This window comes from Campylobacterota bacterium, from assembly GCA_040752835.1.
Lineage (GTDB): Bacteria > Campylobacterota > Campylobacteria > Campylobacterales > Sulfurimonadaceae > Sulfuricurvum.
In genome coordinates this window covers 190,861-207,000 of record JBFMGG010000006.1, presented here as the reverse complement: position 1 = coordinate 207,000, position 16,140 = coordinate 190,861, and the positions used below count along the sequence as shown (strand labels likewise).

Below are 16,140 nucleotides of genomic sequence, written 5' to 3'. Positions count from 1 at the left end.
CTAATTGTACCGACATTAACATACGGTTCGTATAGCGTCGCGCAAAAGTGCTACAATAGTAAGAGCGAGAGGCGTATGTTATAAGTTTTCCGAATTGGTTCAAGGGGGAAAAGATGCCAAAAGACATCGTCTGCGGGATGGAAGTTTCTGATTCCACCCCCTATCAAGCCGAAGCGGACGGAGCGCATTACTATTTTTGCTCCGAATCATGCCGCATGAAATTCACCGAGTATCCCGAAAACTATCTGCACAGTTCTCCACACCCCACCGCCTGTCCCGATAACAGCTGCACGATCGACCGTGCGATCTATACCTGCCCCATGCATCCCGAAATCGAGCAGGAAGGGCCCGGAACGTGTCCCAAATGCGGCATGGCACTCGAACCCAAAGAAGCGAGCCTCGCGGAGGGGAACGACGAGACAGACGATCTGACGCGCCGTCTGTGGGTGAGCGCTGCGCTGGCGTGCGTGGTGTTCATCAGCGCGATGGGATCGGAGATGTGGCCCGAAGTGTTCGTGACTATCATCGATCCGAAACTCCGCCAGTGGGGTGAACTGATTCTCTCGGCGCTCGTCGTATGGTGGGGCGGGTGGAGTTTCTTTACCCGTGCTCTCGCGTCGCTCCGCACCCGCAATTTCAACATGTTCACCCTCATCGCTATGGGGATCGGTACGGCATGGATTTACAGCGCCGTAGCGGTGATCTTTCCCGGCATCTTTCCCCCGCACATGACGATGCATGGGGTGGTACCCGTCTATTTCGAAGCCGCGGCGGTGATCACGGCGCTGGTGCTGCTGGGGCAGCTGCTCGAAGCGCGCGCCCGCAGCCGCACCAACGAGGCGATCCGGCTGCTGCTCGCTCTGGCACCGACGACGGCCCGGATCGTCCGTCCTGACGGGAGCGAAGAGGAGATCGATCTGCGGATGGTGCAGCGTGGAGACCGTCTGCGCGTCCGCCCCGGCGAGAAGATACCCGTGGACGGTATCGTGGAGGAGGGGGAGAGCTACGTCGACGAGTCGATGGTGAGCGGCGAGCCGATCCCCGTTTCCAAAAAAGCAGGAGAGCGAGTGATCGGCGCGACCCTCAACGGCAACGGCAGTTTCATCCTGCGGGCCGAAAAGGTCGGAGCCGACACGCTCCTCTCCCAGATCGTCGCGATGGTGTCGCAGGCGCAGCGTTCCCGCGCCCCGATCCAGAACGTGGCCGATGCCGTGGCGGGGTATTTCGTCCCCGCCGTCGTCGTCACCGCGCTCGCGGCGTTCGTCGTCTGGTATCTGTGGGGGCCGGAACCCTCGCTCGCGTACGCGGTGATCAATGCGGTGGCGGTCCTCATCATCGCGTGCCCCTGCGCGCTGGGGCTGGCGACGCCCATATCGATCATGGTGGGGACCGGGAAGGGGGCTACCCACGGCGTGCTGATCAAAAACGCCGAAGCCCTCGAGATGATGGAAAAGGTCGATACCCTCGTCATCGACAAAACGGGGACCCTCACCGAGGGGAAGCCGCAGCTGATGACCCTCATCGTCCGGGAAGGGCTGGACAAGCAAGACGTTTTGCGTCTGGCGGCCTCGCTGGAGCGCTCCAGCGAACACCCCCTCGCCGAAGCGGTGGTGCGGGGGGCGCAGGCACGGGGGATGGAACTCACAGCGCCCGAGCGTTTCGAATCGGTTACGGGGGAGGGGGTCGTCGGGAGCGTGCAGGGGCGCAGCGTGGCAGTTGGGAACCTCAGGCTGCTGGAACGGCTGGGGATCGATCCGCTGGATTGGGCCGCAGCGGCGGATCGCCTGCGGCAGGAGGGGCAGAGCGTGATGTTTGTCGCGATGGATGCGCAGGCCGCGGGGCTGGTCGGCGTCGCCGATCCGATCAAGGAGAACACCCCCGAAGCGATCGCGGCGTTGTACGCCGAGGGAATACGGATCGTGATGCTCAGCGGGGACAGCCGCATCACGGCCGAAGCGGTCGCCGCAAGATTGCAGATCGAGAGGGTGGAAGCCGAAGTGCTTCCGCAGGACAAGGCGCGTATTATCGCAGAGCTTCAGCGCGAGGGGCGCATCGTCGCGATGGCCGGAGACGGGATCAACGACGCCCCCGCCCTCGCGCAGGCCCATGTGGGGATCGCGATGGGAACGGGGACCGACGTCGCGATGGAGAGTGCGGGAATCACGCTCGTGCGGGGCGACCTTCGCGGCATCGTCCGCGCCCGCCGCCTCAGCCGCGCCACGATGCGTAACATCCGCCAAAACCTCTTTTTCGCCTTCGTCTACAACACCGCGGGGATACCGATCGCGGCGGGGGTCCTCTATCCCTATTTCGGGCTGCTCCTTTCCCCCATGATCGCGGCGGCCGCGATGAGTTTCAGCTCGGTGTCGGTGATTGCGAATGCGCTGAGGTTGAGGGGAGAAAAGTTGTAAAAAGGTTAATATGCGGAGATTTTTTCAAACATATCTTCAAAAAATACTTTTCTGCGATGAAAACAACTCCCGCTGAATTATATGATCTATATGTGATTTGAGTTCATCGAGTTCACCGCTTCGAATCGTATTAAAAACGATTTCGGCATCGATATTGAGATAATGGTGAGAAATCATCTCACGCATTTTGATTATTTCGCTCCAATAAGAAGAATCTTTTTCGTTATTCAAAAGATCGGAATACCTTTTGTCTAAATTTTTGATGGCTTCGCCGATTGCCTGCATACGCATCAAGATGGAGTCGAGTTTTTCTTGTCCCTCTTCGGTGTCTAAAAGATCATCGATAGATTGAACCGATTTCATCCTCTTTTTGACGACTTGTATGCTCTCAATTACAAATTCAAGAAGCTCTTTAGCGTCTTTTTTATCCATAGACTACTTCGCTCTCGATGGAATGTTTTAGTCCCGGACGCATTCGATTGTGAGCCGTGATGAGATCGACTTTCTTGTTTAAGTCGCGCTCAATCTGATTCCATAACCCCGCAACGGCAGAAAGGGTTTTTTTGGTAGTGTGAACGTACAGATCGATATCGCTATCATCGGTTGCTTCATCTCTCGCATAGCTTCCGAATAAACCGATGCGCTCTACGCCGTACTTGATTTGAAATTCCTGGATATGTGTTGCAAGGTAGTTGAGAATGGTTTGTTTGGTACAGTGCATCCTAAACTCCTTTTTTATGATACTAAATTATATCCCGCATCGCTGTTTTTGTCAAAACAGGAGCTTGATCGTATAGGATTTAAAAGTGTATGATGAATCGTTATTACCGCTACTTCAAAAAAATTATTTGACCTATTGACACCATGTATCTAAATGGATACAATTTGTCCATGTATACCATTCAGCAAACCCATAGATTTTCGCAATGGCTCATCAAACTCAAAGATATGCGTGCCCGCATCGCAATCGCCCGACGTTTGGAACGTGCTCAAATCGGGAATCTTGGGGATGTGAAAAGCGTTGGTGAAAGTGTATTTGAAATGCGTGTCGATATGGGACCGGGTTATCGGCTTTATTACACGATGCGCGGGAATGAATTGATTATTTTGCTTGTTGGCGGTGATAAATCGACTCAGCAACGCGATATTGAAAAAGCCATAGAGATGGCAAAGGAGATATAACGATGGAAACACAATTGACTCCATTTGATATGACACAGTATTTAGACAGCGAAGAGGCGATTGCCGAATACCTCACGCAAGTCCTCGAAGAGGGTGATACCGATGAACTGATCCGTGCTATCGGTCATATCGCCAAAGCTCGCGGTATGAGTCAAATCGCACAAGAGAGCGGATTAGGACGAGAGAGCCTCTATAAAACATTTGCCCCCGGGTCAAAACCCCGTTTTGATACGATTGCCAAAGTGGTAAAATCGTTGGGATTGCATATTCAGATTACGCCGCTTAAAGCTTCATAGTACTCCAACGAGGAGAACGTGAATAAGAAATAAATAGAAGGAATTAGTATGGATTGGTTAACTTTTTTTGCAGCAATAATAGTAAGTTTCATCTTGAATAAATTTTTGCCTGCGTACTTTTCGGAAAAGGGTAAAAATGCTGCAACAAAAGAAGATATTGAAGAAATAACAAAAAAAGTTGAAAATGTAAAAGCATCTTTATCTAAAGAAGAAAAAATTCTTGAAAAAAGAAGATTGATTTATGAACAAATTGTAAGTTCACTGCGAATTTTTATTTCTGGGCATGGCGTTTCAGATGAACAAAAAGTGAAATTTTATGAAGCCTACTCATCAGCATGGTTATGGGCACCAGATCAAGTGCTTGAAAATTTAAATATATTTTTAGAATATCAAATTCAAAATACTTCATCTCCTGGAACAATACCACAAGACATACAAAAAAAATTATATGCTAATGTGATTCTTGCAATGAGAAAAGATGTTGGCTTTATTGACACGGAAATTCAAGCAGAAAAATATATTTTTGCAACACTAGAAAAAAGAATTAACGAATCTAAATTAAATAATTAAAATAGTGCATTTTGGGGGTCAAGAAGTTGATATTCCCCTACCTCTAAATCCCCTAGCGTCAAATCCCCGAACGTCGAACGGTGCAGAGCGGTGACATGATTCCCTACCGCCGCGAACATACGCCGTACCTGATGGTATCGCCCCTCGACGATTTCGAGCCTCACATGGGTCGGATCAATCACTTCGAGTTGTGCGGGTAGGCACGGGGTCTTTTCACCGTTAAGCATCAGCGTCCCCGAAGCGAAAATCTCTGCTTCATCTCCTCGCAGCGGTCGATCCAATGCCGCTTCGTATATCTTTGACACTTTGTGTTTCGGTGAAGTGAGGCGGTGGAGCAGTGCGCCATCATCGGTGAGCAACAATAATCCGCTTGTCTCTTTGTCCAGCCGTCCGACGGTGGAGATTTTTGGATCGCGTCTGCGCCACCGCTCTGGGAGGAGATCGTAAACGAGGCGTCCTTCTCCGTCGTCGTGAGAGCATACATACCCCAGCGGTTTATGCATCAAGATAACGATACCCTGCGGCGGATCGAGAGGCTCGCCCTCGAAGAGGATATCTTCATGAGCAACTTTGGTATCGCTTTTGAGATAGAGGTTATCGGTGTGGGTGATAATCTCCTCACGGAGGAGGGATGCAACCTCTTTGCGGCTGCAATACCCCAGTGAGCTTAGGAGTTTGTCGAGGCGGGTTTTAGAGCTCGGCAAGTTTCGCCTCGTATTCGGCTTCGATACGGGTGATCTCTTCATGAGCGATTTCGAGTTTCTCGAAGAGCTCTTCGATTTTTTTCTCATCGTCGCCGACTTGTTTGGAGAGGTCGAGGAGCTTGGAGGTTTCCCCCTGGTTGGAATAGGTGGTGAGGAGTTCATGGGAGGCTTTGAGTTTCTCTTCGAGCTGCATGATTGCATTTTCGCACTTCTCGGCCTCTTTTTTCAGCGGGCTGAGGAGGCGGGAGCGCTCCTGCACGAGGGCGGCGCGCTGCTGCTTGGACTCTTTTTTGTTCGTGTTCGGGGTCGCTTTGGCCGGTTTGGGGGCATCGGAAATCTCTTCGTCCCATCCGATTTTTTCCAAAAACTCATCATACGTTCCATCAAAAAACTCTGCGTTTCCTTCGCGGAAAATGATGAGGGCGTCGGCGAGGGCGCGGAGCATCATCTCCGAGTGGGTGACGAGGACGACGGAGCCTTCGAATTTTCGGATCGCGTCGGTGAGGGCGTCGATCGAGTACATGTCGAGGTGGTTGGTCGGCTCATCGAGGAAGAGGAGGTTGGCGGGGGTGGCGATGATTTTACCGAGCATGACGCGGCTGCGCTCCCCGCCGGAGAGGACGGAGATTTTTTTATCGGCGTCGTCGCCGCTGAACATCATCGTCCCGCAGATCGAGCGGATGCGGACGTTGTTCATGCTCCCATCGGCGCTTTGGATCTCTTCGGAGACCGTTCGGTTTTTATCGAGGCGGTCGATGTTCGTCTGGCCGAAATGGGCGATGGCGGTGGAGGGGTGGAAGGTGATCTCGCCGCTGGGGGTGAGGAGTCCCGCGAGGCAGTTGAGCAGCGTTGATTTCCCCTTGCCGTTTTTCCCGATGATCGCGAGCCGTTTTCCTTTTTCGAGGGCGAACGAGAGGTCGCGGAAGAGGGGTTCGTTTTCGGTGTAGCCGAACGAGAGGTTTTTGGCCTGCATGACGAGTTTGGCGGGGGTGGGGGCGTAGCTGAAGCTGAACGCGAGGCTCTTCTCTCCCTCCGGATCCTCCATGATCCCCATTTTGTCGAGCTCTTTTTGTTTCGACTGTGCCTGCGTGGCGGTCGAAGCGCGGGCTTTGTTGCGGGCGACGAAGTCTTCGAGCTCGGCGCGCTTTTTGTCGTGGTTGGCTTTGGTCTTGAGGTAGAGTTCGTCTTCCTGATCCATCAAGTCGTAGTATTTGCGGGTACCACCCCGGACGATGCTGATGTTTCGGCGGCGCAGTCCCATCGTGTGGGTCGTGACGGAGTCCATGAAATCGCGGTCGTGGGTGATGAGGATCACTTCCCCCTCAAAACTGCGGATAAAGGATGCCAGCCAGCGTAATGAGACGATGTCGAGGTAGTTGGTCGGTTCGTCCAGCAGCAGCAGGTTCGGTTCGGTGACGAGGAGCTTGACGAGGTTGAGGCGGATCTGGTATCCCCCCGAGAAACTGAGCGGGTCTTTGTCCAGATCTTCCTGCGTAAACCCAAGTCCGAAGAGGATTTTTTCGACGCGATAGACTTCGTGTGCGATCTCGGGACTCAGCGCCGACGCGCACTCCTCACGTACCGTTTTGTGGGTGAAATGCAGGTGCTGCCGGAGTGCCCCGATGCGGTAATTTTTAGGGATGATTACTTCACCGCTGTCATACGGCTCTTCGCCGAGGATGATTTTAAACAGCGTCGATTTTCCCGTCCCGTTACGCCCGACGAAACCGACTTTGTCTCCGGCGTTGAGGCGGAGCGAGAGGTTGTCGAAAAGGACGCGCTCTCCGTAGCTTTTGGTAAGGCTGTTGATTTGGATCATTATTCTTCGGTTTTATGGGGGAGTTTTCCGGGCATCGCCTCTTTGTGGGCGAGCATGTCTTCCATTTGGAGCTTCACTTTGTCGTAGCGGAACTGTTCCTTGAACCCCTGAATACGTCCGCCCGCCGCGTTGGGGTGTCCGCCGCCGCCGACCCATTCGCCCGCCATCGCGGCGACGTCGACACGGTTGTGGCCACGCAGGCTCATTGTACCGCGTGTCCCGACGTCGACGATAAAATCGTAATCGGGATATTCGGTCAAAAAGCCGTTCCCGATGATCGACGTATTCCCGAGGCCGTAGCTCAAAAATCCGCGCCACCCTTTGTAATAGATCGTCATGACGGAACGCTTGGTCCCCAGCAACGCCACGATGTATTTGGTCGAGAGGTTGTCGAGGGTGTTGTCGACGCCGTCTTTGAAAAACTCTTTTTTCATTTTGTGGAGCGCTTCGTCCAGGACGATGGGGGCGTTTGGCAACTCGCGCATCAGCGCGGCCTGTTCCAGGAGGGCGAGTTTGTAGACGCGGTCTTCGGCGGCGAACATGACGCGGCTCAGTTCACGCGCTTCGGAGATGAGGCGCATGCACACCTTGCCGTATTCGAAATCGGCCTCTTCGTTCTGTTTCCACAGATCGACGGCGTTGACGACGCTGACGAAAGCTTCGAGCCAGCCGCCACGCTCGAGGCCGTAGTGTTCGCACGCGTAGTCGTAGGTGATTTTCGTGGCGCACCGCTCGGTGTCGAGAAAATACCACGGGTACTGCGCCGCCGTCTCTTTTCCGCTGCCGTGATGATCGAGGAGGGTAATTGTCACGTTCCAACCGTTGTCGTTGAGGCGGTTTACCTCATTATTGAGCCATTTGGCTTCTTCGGGATAGAGGTTGAGGTCGGTGATCAGGATCGTCGCTTCCTGCTTGTTTTTTTTGAGGCTTTCGATGATCTCTTCGAGGCGGTCCATCACCTCCGCGCCGTAGTTGGCGTTGTAGCTGATCATCGTGTGCGGTGTCTGTGCCATCACGAGCTGGCAGCTGTAGCCGTCCAGATCGATGTGGGAAAGGTGGTGAAAAGTTTTAGTCATTCAATGGGTTCCTTGCTGTAAGTCTGTGTCGGTGCCGTCATTCCATCGAAATGGAACCGAGGACTTCGAATTTCGCGTTCGAGTCGATTTCGGCGTGGGAGAGGGTGATGATGTCGAGGCTGAACCGCTCGTAAATCTCGGCTAGCGGACGGCGGAGCTTGGGATCGACGATGATGATGATCGGCGAGATCCCTTTTTGGAGCAGTTCGGTCGCCTTGGCGCTCGTGGCCTGGATGAGGTTGTTGATCTCGCCCACGTTGAGGAGCAGCTGGCGCACGCCGTCGCGTTCGGTCGTTTTTTCGAGCATTTTCTGCTCGCTCATCGTATCGAAGGTGAGCAACCGGATGATGCCGTCCGACCCCGCGTACTGCTGGGTGATGATCCGCGAGAGTTTGGAGCGGACGTGTTCGGTGATGATTTCGACGTTTTTCGTGTACTCGCAGACGTCGGCAATCGTTTCGAGGATCGTGATCATGTCTTTCAGCGGTACACGCTCATGCAACAGCGCTTTGAAAACCCGCTGGATAAGGCCGATGTTCGCCACTTTGAGAAGATCGTCGATGACGACCGGGTAGTCGTTTTTGATCTTGTCGATGAGCGCCTGGGTCTCCTGGCGGGTGAGGAGCTCTTCGGCGTATTTTTTGATCAGTTCGCTCATGTGGGTCGAAATGACCGTTGCGGGATCGACGACGGTATAGCCGTTGATGATCGCGTCTTCTTTGAGCTCGGGAGCGATCCACAGGGCGTCGAGACCGAAGGCGGGCTCTTTGGTCGGTTCCCCTTTGATCTCCCCTACGGCCATCCCGCTGTCCATCGCGAGAAACCGGTCGGGCTGGATGATGCCGTCGCCGATGTTGACCCCTTTGAGGAGGATCTCGTACTGGTTGGGTTTGAGGTGGAGGTTGTCGCGGATCCGGACCTGCGGCATCAAAAAGCCGAAATCCGAGGCGATTTTCCGCCGCATCGAGCGGATCCGCTCGAGCAGGTCCCCTCCCTGCGCACTGTCGGCGAGGCGGATGAGCTGGTAGCCCAGGGTGAGCTCGAGCATCTCGATTTTGAGGATGTCTTCGAGGGCCGCCTCCTCTTCTTTGGCGATCTCTTCGTTGGTCTTTTTGCGCGGTGCTGTGGGAGCTCCCTCTTCATCGGCGGCGGCACCCGGTTTTTTGGCCGGAGCGGTGGTGAGGACGAGTTCCCCTTTTTCGTATTTGTGCAGCGCATAGCCCAACGCGGCAAAGATGATCCCGACAAAACCGAGCGAGAGGGTCGGAAGCCCCGGAACGGCGGCGAACACCAGCATGATGAATCCGACGATGATCATGACGCGGGCATTCCCCATGAGCTGCTTGATGCTGCCTTCGGCGAAATTCCCCTCGTCGTTCGAAGCACGGGTGATCATGATACCCGTCGCGGTCGAGATGATCAGCGCGGGGACCTGCGACACCAGACCGTCACCGATGGTGAGGAGGGTATAGGTTTCGGCGCTGGAGGCGACGTCGAGATCGAACTGGAAAATTCCGATCAGGAAGCCGCCGATGATGTTGATGAGGGTGATGATGATCCCCGCGACCGCATCCCCTTTGATAAACTTGCTCGAACCGTCCATCGCCCCGTAAAAGTTGGCATCCTGCAAGATCTCGGCACGGCGGCGTTTGGCTTCGGCTTCGTCGATCAGGCCGCTGTTGAGGTCGGCGTCGATCGCCATCTGTTTACCGGGCATCGCATCGAGGGTGAAGCGGGCTGCGACTTCGGCGACGCGCCCCGAACCTTTGGTGATGACCATAAAGTTGATCAGTACGAGGATACAGAAGATAATGATCCCGATGACGTAGTTCCCGCCGACGACGAAATTACCGAAACTGGTGATGATGTCACTGACCGCTTCGGGACCCTCGTGACCGTGGCTGAGGATCATCCGCGTCGTCGCGATGTTCAGGGCGAGGCGAAAGAGGGTGATGATCAGCAACAGGGTCGGAAAAGTCGTCAGATCAGTCGGTTTGGGGATGTAGAGCGAGATCAGCAAAATCAGTACCGACATCGCGATGACGACGGCGAGCAGCAGGTCGAGAACCCCGCTGGGGAGCGGGACGATGATGATCGCCAGGATCGCCATGACGAAAAAGACGACGGAAAGGTCGCGTGAGGCAAAGAGGGTCGAGAGGACGCTTTTGACGTCGGGAGTCTTGTTTTTCGCTTTTGCCAAGGATTACTCTTCCAGGATCGCTTCGAGGGTCAGGGTCCCCAGGAAGCCGTCGACTTTGTTTTGGAGGCGGTTGAGGAACGGCCACAGCGAACAGGTGGTTGCCTTGTTCGAAGGGCAGTCGTCGGCGGAAGGGGAACAGCTGAACACGGCGGGGCTTTTCCCCTCGGCCGCTTCCATGACTTCAAGAACGGTGATGTCGGCGCACGCACGGGCGAGTTCGAATCCCCCGTTGACCCCTTTGTAGGAGTTGAGAATCCCTTTGCGGGCGAGTGATTGGAGGATCTTGGCCAGAAAACTTTTCGAAATGTCCAGCTCCCGCGAGAGGGTGTCGGCGTCGAGCGCCCGTTGCGCTTTGGCCAGCACGATGAGCGAAAGAAGGGCATATTCACTGGCACGGGTCATCAGCATCCGGGAAGTTCCTCCGCATCTATTTGAGGGGTATTATAGCCAAAAATTATTAGAGGATGTTTTTGCCGCAAAAAGGGGAAAAATCAGGTATAATTCCGACCCTGCTTGTAAGGAAACGTCCATTACAGGTAATATTTATACCCATCAGGAGGCTATTATGGCTTTGGATACGGCGAAAAAAGCGCAGATTATCACTCAGTTCCAGAAAAAAGAAGGCGACACGGGTTCGAGCGAAGTACAAATCGCTTTGTTGACGACTCGCATCAACAACTTGACAGAGCACCTTAAAACATTCAAAAAAGACCACTCTTCACGTCTTGGTCTTTTGAAACTTGTCGGTCAGCGCCGCCGTTTGATGCGTTACCTCAAACGCACAAACAAAGAGAGCTACAACAAAGTTATCGCAGAACTCGGTATCCGCGACAATATCTAAATTGATATTTTCTCCCGATTTTTCGGGGGAACTCTTTTTTTAACTACTTTCCTTTTAACGTTTCCATATCCGATACCTTCAGGCGTTCATCTCCGATCGTGTAAAGCACTTTTTTCGTCCTTGAAATTTAACAATAAATCCCATTTCCCATTCAGGTATAATTTTCTCACACTGAATTGACAAAGGAAAAAAATGCGATTGGTTGTTATGTTTGCCATCATGGTCTCTCTTTCGATTTCAATTTTTGCGGATGACGTTAATCCTGAAAAACGTGCTGAGATCAAGAAATTGCTTACGACGGCGAAAGTTCTCGAATCTTCGTCTAAAATCATCGATTTGTTGGGGCATCAAATGATTAAAGATACTCAGGCTAAAGGTGTGAAGATGACACCGAATTTGGCAATGGGGATGCTGGAAGATATCAAAGCGGTCTATACCGAAAGGTTTCCCGAATTTGAAGAAATGATAGTCGTAATGTATTCCAACCATTTTGAGCTGGAAGACATCAAAGAGATCAATCGGTTTTATGATACGCCCTCGGGAAAAAAGCTGATTGATAAAATGCCCGTTTTGGCTGTTGACGCCATGAAAATCAGTGCACAGTGGGCCATGATGCTGAAACCCGATTTGGAAAAGAAGATCAAAGAACGGTTTGAAACGGCCTCTAAATGATTTGACATTCCCGCCACAATGGGGGAAGCGAATTATACGTCGTGGTGGTAGTGTTCGAGCACCCGTTTGTACTCTTCGTAAACCTGTGCGGGGGTTTCGTGTCCGCGGTACATCCGTAGAATCTGGCGAATAAATTCGATGGGGTATTCGATCGTCAGCCCCGCATTGCGGGCGTAGATCTTGGCCAGCGTTTCGTACATCCCCTCGTAGATCTCGGGTGCTTCGGCTTTGAGCCGTTCGAGATTCTCCTGCGCGCGGATCAGTTTCGTGTCGTTGAATTCGCCGCGTTCGTTGATCGTTTTACGTACTTCGACGTATTCTTTGAGATTTTTTCGGTTGAGGACGTAGTCGGTGAAGATTTCGATGAGAGACATGGCAGCTCCTTGAAAAATATCGGTGCAACCATTGTACGCCCCATCCGTAGCAAAAACGTAGCAGTGCTAAAACGGATTCTTATAATCCGAAAATCTTTTTCGCCCGTTCCAGATCCTCTACCGTATCGATCCCGAACCCGGTGCTCTCTACCTTGACCATCGAGATTTTCTTGCCGTGGTAGAGGGCGCGGAGCTGTTCGAGTTTTTCGATGTCCTCGAGCGGCGCTTCGCCGAGGGCGCAGAAATCGTGCAGGCTCTTTTTCGTAAACCCGTAAATCCCGATGTGGCCGAAGTAGGAGGCTTCGCCGCTGCGGTTGAAAGGGATCGGGCTGCGGGAGAAATAGATCGCGTTGTGGTGAACGTCGGTGATCACTTTGACGAGGTTGGGGTCCTGCGCGGTTTCGGTGTTGATGGCGTTGTAGCAGCTGGCCATCACGAAGGGCTCGCCTGCGGCTTTTAGGGCATTGAGCCGTTCGTAGAGCCGTTCGAGCACTTCGGTTTCGATAAACGGCTCGTCGGCCTGGACGTTGATGATAAGCTCCTCGTTCGGGATGTCGAGGATCTGGGCGCATTCGTTGATGCGGTCGGTACCGCTTTTGTGGGTCGTCGAAGTGAGGCGGGCTTCGATGCCGTGCGCCGCACAGAGTTCGAGGATTTTCTCGTCGTCGCACGCGACGACGACGCGGTCGATATGCTCAACGCGTTTGGCGGTGCGGACGACCATCGGCAAACCTCCGATGTCGGCGAGCACTTTTTCGGGGAATCGGGTGGAAGCGAGACGGGCGGGGATGATAATCATGACGGTCAGCCTGTATAAAAGGTATAATTTCGCCATAATAATACATCAGCGAGGCTCTAATGCTCCTTTATCAGCCCGACGAAGGGTATTGCTACAACAGCGATTCGATTCTGCTGTACGGGTTCATTTCCCGGTTCGCTCCCAAAGGGCGGATGCTCGATGTCGGGGCGGGTTGCGGGATCGTCGGGCTGCTCAGCGCGCGCGATTTTCCCCGGATCGAACTCGAAGCGGTCGAAAAACAGGAGATTTACGCCCAATTCGCACGCCGAAACGCGCAGATCAACGGTATCGGCTACACGCTGCACGAGGGGGATTTTCTCGAACACGGCCCGCACGGCAGTTACGACTGGATCGTCTCGAACCCGCCGTTTTATCATGAAGGGGTGTCGCGCAGTCTCCATCCGATGCTCCATCAGGCCCGCTACAACGTTCATCTCCCCATCGAGCCGTTTATCGCGAAAATCTCGAAATTGCTCAAATCGCACGGCGAGGCGGCGATCTGTTACGACGCGCGTCAGTTTGTTCAGCTGTGCAGTGCGTGCGAGAGTTCAGGATTAAGAGTCGTTGATGTACAATTCGTCCATTCCAAAAGCGATCGCCCCAGTACACTGGTGATGTTCCATCTGAAAAAAAACAGCCGGTCGCTTCTGAACGTGCTGCCTCCCCTGATTACGTTCGAGGGAGAGGAATATTCTCCTGCGGTGCAGGCAATTTACGATAAAGCAAAGGCGCACAGTATCAAATGTCCGATTTAATGACCCGCGAAGGTTTCTGTTACGCGTTCGACCCTTCCGCCTGCGCTTCGTGCGGGGGGAACTGCTGCACGGGAGAGAGCGGCAATATTTTCGTCTCGGTGACCGAGATCGCCGCGATCGCTGCGCTGCTGGAGATGGAAGAAGGGGAGTTCCGCCGTACCTACCTGCGTAAAGAGGGGTATCGCTATTCGCTCAAAGAGGTCAAGGTGAACGGCTCGTTCGACTGCGTGTTTTTCAGCCGTTCACGAAACGGGTGTAGCATATACGAAGCCAGACCGCTGCAGTGCCGGACGTTTCCGTTCTGGGATTATTTCCGCCACCGCATCGACGAGCTCAAAGCCGAATGCCCGGGGATCATCCATGACTAAAACGCTTCTCGCCCTTTTGCTGGGGGCCGCGCTCGCCCATTCGGCTGCCGTGCCCAAGCCCGCGATCCAGATCAACACGTTTGAAGACACCTTCGCCCTCTACGCCCTCGATGCGCAGGTACGGCACAAATACCACCGTGCGTCGGCTTTTTTCGCCGAACTCCACAAAAAGACCTCAAAGTCCGAGTACCTCTATCAGTCGCTCAAGATGCTCGAACACGCCAACGACACCAAATCACTGGCGAAAATGACCTCCGAAGCCCTGGCCAAATCCCCGAACGACGAAATCCTCAAACGGTTCGAAGTGATCGCGCTCCTCAAAGGGGGCGATTTCGCCCAGGCTTCGCAAAAAGCGTTTCTCCTGACCCAGAACAGTCCCAAAGCCCCAGATCATCTGCTGTATGCCGAGGCACGGCTGAAACTCGCCGATTACGAAGGGGCGCTTGGGGCGTTGAAAAAAGCGTACGCGATGGGATTTGACCACAATACCGCCGAGAGGATCGCCCTGATCGAATACGCCCATCTGGGGCGCAAAACCGAAGCGGTACAATTTCTCAAAGAGCACATCGGAACGCAGGGCAGCAGCGTCGTGATCGGCAAGCGTCTGGCAAGCTTTTATGCCGACGGCGGAGCGCTGGCCGATGCCGCGGCGATGTACGAGCAGACCTACGATGGGTTCGGCGACACCGCGTCCGCCGAAGAGGCGCTGAAAATCCACCTCTTTTTGAAAGATTACGCCAAAATGACGGCGTTACTCGAAAAATCGCATCTGAACGACTCGATGCTGCTGGACCTCTACGTACAGGCCAGAGCGTTCGACAAGGCCTCCGTCCTGGCGATGACCCTCTACGAAGAGCAGGACAATCCGCTCTACCTAGCCCAGAGCGCGGTCTACCGCTACGAGGGGTCCGCCGACCGCAACGATCCGGTACTCGTCGCCGACGTCGTCGCCAAACTCAAAAAAGCGGCCGACGATATCGAAGAGCCGCTGTATCTCAATTACCTCGGCTACCTGATGATCGACCACGACGTCAATGTCAGCGAAGGGATGGGATACGTCCGCCGCGCCCTCGAAAAACAGCCCGATTCGCCGTTTTACATCGATTCGCTGGCGTGGGGCCACTACAAACGGGGCGAATGCGCCGAAGCGCTCCGGTTGATCAAACAGGTCGAATCGATGATCGGCACCGACGAGCAGGAGGTGCGCGACCACCTCAAAGCGATTGAAGCGTGTAAACCCAAGGAGAAAACGAAATGATTTTAGATGACATCATCCGAAAAACCAAAGAGGACCTCAAGGAACGTGAGGCCGCTTTCAGCATGGAGTGGCTGGGGAGATCGCTCGCGTTCAACGCCCGCGCACCCCGCGACGTCCGCGCCTTTCTCACCTCGACCCCCGAGGAACCCTACCGGATCATCTCGGAAGTGAAAAAGGCCAGCCCGTCCAAAGGGGTGATCCGTGAAGATTTCGATCCCCTCGCGATTGCGCAGGCGTATGAGCGCGGCGGGGCGAATGCCATTTCGGTTCTGACCGAACCCCACTTTTTTCAGGGCAGCCTCGACTATCTCGCCGAGATCCGCCGCTACGTCAGCATTCCGCTGCTGCGCAAAGATTTCATCGTTTCGAAATACCAGCTGCTCGAAGCGCTCGTCTACGGTGCCGACTTCGTGTTGCTGATCGCCGCGGCGCTCTCCAAAAGCGAGCTCAAAGAGCTGCTGGCCTATACCCGCCATCTGGGGATGGAAGCGCTCGTCGAGATCCACGACAAAGCCGAACTGACCAAGGCGATCTATGCGGGGGCCGACATCATCGGGATCAACCACCGCAACCTTCAGACGTTCGAGATGAACATGAACCTCTCCTACGATCTCATCCCGTTGATCCCCAACGGCAAAATCATCGTCGCCGAAAGCGGCATCTACGAACACGGACAGCTCGAAGATCTGAACAAAGCGGGGGTGGACGCTTTCCTCGTCGGCGAATCCCTGATGCGCCAGGACGACGTCGAAACGGCGTTGCGAACCCTCAAAAACGGCTGATCCGGCCCCCGCATCGCGACAATATAAAAAGAA

The 16,140-nt window shown here is 54.1% G+C and carries 19 protein-coding genes; 10 read left to right on the top strand and 9 right to left on the bottom strand.

Annotated features, from left to right (window positions below; translation table 11 throughout):
• Positions 1–113 precede the first annotated feature (113 nt).
• The gene (locus AB1763_05455) at positions 114–2,411 is read left to right on the top strand and encodes a heavy metal translocating P-type ATPase (protein ID MEW5832264.1); all 2,298 of its coding nucleotides are present in this window, start codon (positions 114–116) and stop codon (positions 2,409–2,411) included.
• A gap of 36 nt (positions 2,412–2,447) precedes the next feature.
• On the opposite strand, the gene AB1763_05450 is transcribed toward AB1763_05455, so the two are convergent.
• The gene (locus AB1763_05450; protein MEW5832263.1) at positions 2,448–2,843 is read right to left on the bottom strand and encodes a HepT-like ribonuclease domain-containing protein; all 396 of its coding nucleotides are present in this window, start codon (positions 2,841–2,843) and stop codon (positions 2,448–2,450) included.
• Complete coding sequence (locus tag AB1763_05445; protein MEW5832262.1) at positions 2,836–3,132, bottom strand: nucleotidyltransferase family protein; 297 nt, start codon at positions 3,130–3,132, stop codon at positions 2,836–2,838. The genes AB1763_05450 and AB1763_05445 overlap by 8 nt, the downstream gene beginning before the upstream one ends.
• Positions 3,133–3,302: 170 nt before the next feature.
• Between AB1763_05445 and AB1763_05440 the strand changes: the two genes are divergently transcribed.
• The 3 genes from AB1763_05440 to AB1763_05430 are packed head-to-tail and all read left to right on the top strand — an operon-like array spanning position 3,303 to position 4,459.
• Entirely contained in the window at positions 3,303–3,593 is a 291-nt protein-coding gene (locus tag AB1763_05440; GenBank protein MEW5832261.1) for a type II toxin-antitoxin system RelE/ParE family toxin, read from the top strand.
• A gap of 2 nt (positions 3,594–3,595) precedes the next feature.
• Positions 3,596–3,889 carry an addiction module antidote protein gene (locus tag AB1763_05435; protein ID MEW5832260.1) on the top strand — a complete coding sequence of 98 codons (294 nt, stop codon included), beginning with the start codon at positions 3,596–3,598 and terminating at the stop codon, positions 3,887–3,889.
• A 48-nt stretch (positions 3,890–3,937) separates the two neighbouring features.
• Positions 3,938–4,459, top strand: a complete 522-nt coding sequence (locus AB1763_05430) for a hypothetical protein (GenBank protein MEW5832259.1) — start codon at positions 3,938–3,940, stop codon at positions 4,457–4,459.
• Here the strand turns inward: AB1763_05430 and AB1763_05425 are convergent.
• Genes AB1763_05425 through AB1763_05405 form a run of 5 tightly spaced genes read right to left on the bottom strand, consistent with a single transcriptional unit; the run spans position 4,456 to position 10,666 of the window.
• Positions 4,456–5,163: a 16S rRNA pseudouridine(516) synthase gene (locus AB1763_05425; GenBank protein MEW5832258.1), complete on the bottom strand. Its 708-nt coding sequence runs from the start codon at positions 5,161–5,163 to the stop codon at positions 4,456–4,458. The genes AB1763_05430 and AB1763_05425 overlap by 4 nt on opposite strands.
• A complete protein-coding gene (locus AB1763_05420) occupies positions 5,150–6,982 on the bottom strand; it encodes an ABC-F family ATP-binding cassette domain-containing protein (protein ID MEW5832257.1) in 1,833 nt (610 codons plus the stop codon). Before AB1763_05420 ends, AB1763_05425 begins: the two co-directional genes overlap by 14 nt.
• Positions 6,982–8,058 carry a phosphoesterase gene (locus tag AB1763_05415; protein ID MEW5832256.1) on the bottom strand — a complete coding sequence of 359 codons (1,077 nt, stop codon included), beginning with the start codon at positions 8,056–8,058 and terminating at the stop codon, positions 6,982–6,984. Before AB1763_05415 ends, AB1763_05420 begins: the two co-directional genes overlap by 1 nt.
• A gap of 37 nt (positions 8,059–8,095) precedes the next feature.
• Positions 8,096–10,258 (bottom strand): flagellar biosynthesis protein FlhA, encoded by a 2,163-nt coding sequence (flhA, locus tag AB1763_05410; protein MEW5832255.1) that lies wholly within the window; start codon positions 10,256–10,258, stop codon positions 8,096–8,098.
• Between the two features lie 3 nt (positions 10,259–10,261).
• Positions 10,262–10,666 (bottom strand): Rrf2 family transcriptional regulator, encoded by a 405-nt coding sequence (locus AB1763_05405; protein ID MEW5832254.1) that lies wholly within the window; start codon positions 10,664–10,666, stop codon positions 10,262–10,264.
• A gap of 157 nt (positions 10,667–10,823) precedes the next feature.
• Between AB1763_05405 and rpsO the strand changes: the two genes are divergently transcribed.
• Both rpsO and AB1763_05395 read left to right on the top strand, forming a co-directional pair.
• Positions 10,824–11,099 carry a 30S ribosomal protein S15 gene (gene rpsO / locus AB1763_05400; GenBank protein ID MEW5832253.1) on the top strand — a complete coding sequence of 92 codons (276 nt, stop codon included), beginning with the start codon at positions 10,824–10,826 and terminating at the stop codon, positions 11,097–11,099.
• A 192-nt stretch (positions 11,100–11,291) separates the two neighbouring features.
• Entirely contained in the window at positions 11,292–11,771 is a 480-nt protein-coding gene (locus AB1763_05395; protein MEW5832252.1) for a DUF2059 domain-containing protein, read from the top strand.
• Positions 11,772–11,803: 32 nt separating this feature from the next.
• Here AB1763_05395 and AB1763_05390 read toward each other — a convergent pair whose 3' ends face one another.
• Positions 11,804–12,145 (bottom strand): hypothetical protein, encoded by a 342-nt coding sequence (locus AB1763_05390; GenBank protein ID MEW5832251.1) that lies wholly within the window; start codon positions 12,143–12,145, stop codon positions 11,804–11,806.
• Between the two features lie 79 nt (positions 12,146–12,224).
• Positions 12,225–12,944, bottom strand: a complete 720-nt coding sequence (gene kdsB / locus AB1763_05385) for a 3-deoxy-manno-octulosonate cytidylyltransferase (protein ID MEW5832250.1) — start codon at positions 12,942–12,944, stop codon at positions 12,225–12,227.
• 59 nt (positions 12,945–13,003) lie between these two features.
• On the opposite strand from kdsB, the gene AB1763_05380 reads away from it, so the two are divergent.
• The 4 genes from AB1763_05380 to trpC are packed head-to-tail and all read left to right on the top strand — an operon-like array spanning position 13,004 to position 16,107.
• Entirely contained in the window at positions 13,004–13,699 is a 696-nt protein-coding gene (locus AB1763_05380) for a methyltransferase (GenBank protein ID MEW5832249.1), read from the top strand.
• Complete coding sequence (locus AB1763_05375) at positions 13,687–14,067, top strand: YkgJ family cysteine cluster protein (GenBank protein MEW5832248.1); 381 nt, start codon at positions 13,687–13,689, stop codon at positions 14,065–14,067. Before AB1763_05380 ends, AB1763_05375 begins: the two co-directional genes overlap by 13 nt.
• Complete coding sequence (locus AB1763_05370) at positions 14,060–15,325, top strand: hypothetical protein (protein ID MEW5832247.1); 1,266 nt, start codon at positions 14,060–14,062, stop codon at positions 15,323–15,325. The genes AB1763_05375 and AB1763_05370 overlap by 8 nt, the downstream gene beginning before the upstream one ends.
• Positions 15,322–16,107, top strand: coding sequence for an indole-3-glycerol phosphate synthase TrpC (gene trpC / locus AB1763_05365; GenBank protein MEW5832246.1), 786 nt, complete (start codon positions 15,322–15,324; stop codon positions 16,105–16,107). Before AB1763_05370 ends, trpC begins: the two co-directional genes overlap by 4 nt.
• Positions 16,108–16,140: the final 33 nt, after the last annotated feature.